Origin of the sequence: Vibrio sp. 10N.261.55.C5, from assembly GCF_041470505.1 — a bacterium.
Classification (GTDB): Bacteria; Pseudomonadota; Gammaproteobacteria; order Enterobacterales; family Vibrionaceae; genus Vibrio; species Vibrio crassostreae_C.
Genome location: NZ_JBFRMS010000013.1, coordinates 97005 through 101139 on the forward strand (window position 1 = coordinate 97005; position 4135 = coordinate 101139).

Sequence of the window (4135 nt, forward strand, 5' to 3'; positions counted from 1 at the left end):
TCGAGATTCGAGATTCGAGAAAATTAGAAAGGTTGACGTGAAAGCGTCAACCTTTTTTTTGTCTGGAGGTTTGTTTACTCGATTATTTAAGCGATTAGCTAACCTACACAGCAAGAGATCTCCTATTACGCTCATTCGTCGCTCTAGGAGATGACGAGAATAGGTGTAGTGAATCCAAGACAACATCAATGATGCGCCATCAAACCACACCAAATCGTTATCCCTCTTCTCACCATCATTCCCTACAGTGAGGGACGAACGTGATAGGGAATCTGCTTATTGAGAACGTAAGCCCTAGCCACATTCAAACTCCGACCTTATACTCATGTAAAACAATTAATTGGAAAGATCATGAGCTTCGAACTTCACCCGCAACTTGCGAAAGACACCACACTTATCGGCGAATTTCCACTGAGCTTAGCCCTGCTACACAAAGATAACGCAGTGCCTTGGGTTATCTTGGTACCAAAACGTGCCAACCTAAAAGAGTTGCACCACTTACCAATGAAAGAGCAACAGCAGTTCCTACATGAATCTCAGGCGGTAAGCCAAGCATTAGAAGCAACGTTCCAACCAGACAAATTGAACCTTGGTGCGCTGGGTAATATGGTGCCACAACTGCACATCCACCATATTGCACGCTTCAAAGACGACATTGCTTGGCCCGGCCCAGTATGGGGTAATACAAAAGGCGAACAGCGCAGTGAAGAAGATCAAGCCGCTATCCTAACTCGTATCCAAAACGTTCTGTCACTGAGCTCTATCTTCAAGAAAGCATAATTCGAGTTCATCTCATTGAGCTTTAAAGCAAAACACTTCAGAAAAGACACATAACAAAAAGCCGCTCATCTTAGATAAGCGGCTTTGTCATTTTCTAATCTCGCCTTTTTCAACGAGAGTCTGAAGACCGAACTACATCATCACGTTAAGCGACAAACCATCTTGTTTGCTGATGGTGTAGCGAATACGCGTTGTATGACCATGCTTATTCGTATCGACCAAGCGAGAAACTTTCCCTTTCTTGACCCAAACACTCAGCATCGCATCGACGCCATCTTCACTCATGCCAAACTTTGCAGCGAGCTCTTTACGAGCCGCAACGCCGTGGCTATCAATGTATTGATGAAGTTCAGTTAAAATCATACTACTTGCACCTCTAGTGCTTTCTGCTTACTGCCCACTTTCTTGAAGACGCGATACGTCACCACAAAACCACCAGCAATCGCCACCATCCATACTGCACTTGTCACAGGATGCGCAGCAAAGTTTGCCGCTTGGTAGTAGAAAGTCGCACCAAAGTAACCAAGAGCCATCGTCCAAACCGCGATAAAGCGTGCAAACGTCTGACCAAATTCACGAACATAAGCACCCATCGCGGCCACACAAGGCGTGTAAAGCAGGATAAGAATCAAGTAAGCGAATGCCGCATGACCAGATACAAACTTGTCTTTCAAGTTACCAAAGATAGAGGTATCGACTTCTTGGTCAGCTGCTACAGAATTAGAGTCAGACAAGTCGCCAACTTCAATACCTAATGGATCTGAGTAGCTCAATCCGGCTAGGTTTTCAGGGATCGTCATTACCGCTTCTTGCAGGCTTGCTGCTAAGTCAAACTCAGCTGCTTCTTCATCAGAAGGCGTTGTATATAGGCTATTTAATGTACCAACAACGGCTTCTTTAGCGAAAATACCTGTGATGATACCAACCGTTGCAGGCCAGTTCTCTTCAGTAATACCAATTGGTTGGAATACAGGTGTTACAACTTGAGCTGCTCTAGACAGTACTGAGTTTTCGCTATCTTCGTTACCAAAGCTGCCGTCCATACCTAGAGAGTTTAGGAAGCTAAGAATAGCCACAACCATCACGATTGTTTTACCTGCACCAAGTACGAAACGCTTCAGCTTCTGCCAAGTTTTCAACATTACGTTTTGCACTGTCGGCAATTCGTAATCTGGCATTTCCATCACTAAGCTATCACTGCTACCTGGGTAGATCGTGTTTTTCAGGAACAAACCCGTAAATACAGAAGCAACGATACCCATGATGTACAGAGCGAATACTACGTTTTGTCCTGCACCTGGGAAGAACGCCGCCGCGAACAGTGCGTATACCGGTAAACGAGCACCACATGACATAAACGGCGCCATTGATGCTGCTAGTTTACGTTCGCGCTCTTGGTCAAGAGTACGAGTTGCCATGATTGAAGGCACGTTACAACCAAAGCCCAGTACAAGTGGGACAAATGCTTTACCCGGTAAACCAATCTTCTGCATCACTTTATCAAGTACAAATGCAGCACGAGCCATGTAGCCTGAGCTTTCTAGTACCGCTAAGAATAGGTAAAGCGCTGCGATAACAGGAATAAAGGTCGCAACCGTTTGGATACCGCCGCCAATACCATCAGCAAGTACAGTGACTAACCAAACTGGTAAATGGCCATCTAATAAGTGGTGTCCACCATCAACTAATATTGCTCCAACACCAATATCGAAGAAGTCGATAAACGCACTACCGATATTGATAGAGAACATGAACATTAGGTACATGATAACGAAGAAGAAAGGAATACCGACCCATTTGTTCAAAATGAATTGGTCTGCTTTCTCTGTAAAGTTACGGCTTAGTTTGCCTTCGCTGCGACGAACACGTTTACAAAGGTCATGTAAGAAAGTGTATTTAGCGTCAGCAACAGCAAGGTCAATATCGAAATCGGCACCAAGACGCACGCTATCAATTTGAGTGCGAGTTTGTGGGGCTAAACCATTCAATACCAAGTAATCATTTTCTAAAGCACGAATCGCTAGCGCTCGGTGAGATACGTCAGCATCATCAAATTGTGACTCAACAGAAGGGATAAGAGCTTCTAACGCGGCATCGTAATCAATAGAGATAGGGTCAAGGCTCACACCTTGAACAAGCAGTTTATGCAGACGCTCTTTAAAGCGAACCACTTGACCTTTATCGTTTGCAGACAAGCTTAGAACTGGGCAACCTAGCTCTTTCTCTAGTGCTTTAAGGTTAATCACCTGACGTTCGCGCTTTAATACATCCATTTTGTTCAACACAACGATCATTGGGCGACCCAACTCACGCAGCTGTAATGTCATATATAAGCTTCGTTCTAGACAGCTAGCGTCGACAACATTGATGATCACATCTGCTGGGTGAGTTAAAACAGCGCGAGACGCGATAGACTCATCGATGCTGTTCGCATCATTACCACTGTCTAGTGCGTAGATACCCGGTAAATCCGTTAGTTGAAACTGATCACCAGCGTGCGAGTATAAACCCGTCTTCTTTTCAACAGTGACACCAACCCAGTTACCAACGTGCTGCTTAGCACCAGTCAGTGCGTTGAACAGTGTTGTTTTACCACTATTCGGGTTACCAACGGTAAGAACTTGATAATCCATTTAGATAACCTCGATTTGTTCTGCAATGCTTTCACGAATGGCGATAGAAACACCTCTCACTTCAACTTGAAGCGGATCACCCATAGGTGCACGGCGGATAAGCGTCACCTCGGTTTTTGGCAACATACCCATGACCATAAGTTTCTTCCTTACGTCTGGTGTTAAACCTGTTAGTGCAACAATAGAAGCCGCCTTTCCTTGCTCTAATTGTGAGAGTTTCATAAGTACCCAATTCGTGACTGATAATGAGAAAGATTGTTATTAACGCCATGATACACATACATGCCCACAATTCTATTGTGTGAAATCAATGTTTTCGAAAATACATACTCGTAAGTTTCGTTAAAAACGTTTACGTCAAAAACGTTACTTTCAACAACTAGCGAGAACTACCTCACTAGTACAAACCCTCCCAAACAAAAATAAATCATTAATTATCAATCACTTGAGACAATGTCGGTTTTCTCATAGGTATCTGTCGTTAATTTTATAAGTAAAATAAGTAGCTGGACGTATAGTTACTCCATCGAAGAGAAACTACTTCTCTTTAATTTTATTCCAGAGGTGATATGGCTTTGCTATATCACTCCGGCAGCAAGCGAAGGTGTCGTTGGCACCCGTGGTATAGTCCCCCCGGCTATGCCACGATATTTTTTTTCTTCCCTTTGTTTTATCCCAACAACCTTTTTAAACTCCCCATTTATCTCGCATCTCGCATCTCG

The 4135-nt window shown here is 43.9% G+C and carries 4 protein-coding genes; 1 reads left to right on the forward strand and 3 read right to left on the reverse strand.

Translation table 11 applies throughout. The features are described 5' to 3' along the window. The first annotated feature begins 351 nt into the window (after positions 1 to 351). Positions 352 to 780: an HIT domain-containing protein gene (locus tag AB4263_RS06680; RefSeq protein WP_017061937.1), complete on the forward strand. Its 429-nt coding sequence runs from the start codon at positions 352 to 354 to the stop codon at positions 778 to 780. Between the two features lie 132 nt (positions 781 to 912). On the opposite strand, the gene AB4263_RS06685 is transcribed toward AB4263_RS06680, so the two are convergent. The 3 genes from AB4263_RS06685 to AB4263_RS06695 are packed head-to-tail and all read right to left on the reverse strand — an operon-like array spanning position 913 to position 3635. Continuing rightward, positions 913 to 1143 carry a FeoC-like transcriptional regulator gene (locus tag AB4263_RS06685; RefSeq protein WP_017061938.1) on the reverse strand — a complete coding sequence of 77 codons (231 nt, stop codon included), beginning with the start codon at positions 1141 to 1143 and terminating at the stop codon, positions 913 to 915. After that, a complete protein-coding gene (gene feoB / locus AB4263_RS06690; RefSeq protein ID WP_017067378.1) occupies positions 1140 to 3413 on the reverse strand; it encodes a Fe(2+) transporter permease subunit FeoB in 2274 nt (757 codons plus the stop codon). Before feoB ends, AB4263_RS06685 begins: the two co-directional genes overlap by 4 nt. Further along, positions 3414 to 3635, reverse strand: a complete 222-nt coding sequence (locus AB4263_RS06695) for a FeoA family protein (RefSeq protein ID WP_004734203.1) — start codon at positions 3633 to 3635, stop codon at positions 3414 to 3416. It lies immediately after the preceding gene. Between the last annotated feature and the right edge of the window lie 500 nt (positions 3636 to 4135).

Coding starts and splice junctions, on each gene's coding strand:
- AB4263_RS06680 (WP_017061937.1), top strand. CDS start 352: ATGAGCTTCGAACTTCACCCGCAACTTGCGAAAGACACCACACTTATC.
- AB4263_RS06695 (WP_004734203.1), bottom strand. CDS start 3,635: ATGAAACTCTCACAATTAGAGCAAGGAAAGGCGGCTTCTATTGTTGCA.
- AB4263_RS06685 (WP_017061938.1), bottom strand. CDS start 1,143: ATGATTTTAACTGAACTTCATCAATACATTGATAGCCACGGCGTTGCG.
- feoB (WP_017067378.1), bottom strand. CDS start 3,413: ATGGATTATCAAGTTCTTACCGTTGGTAACCCGAATAGTGGTAAAACA.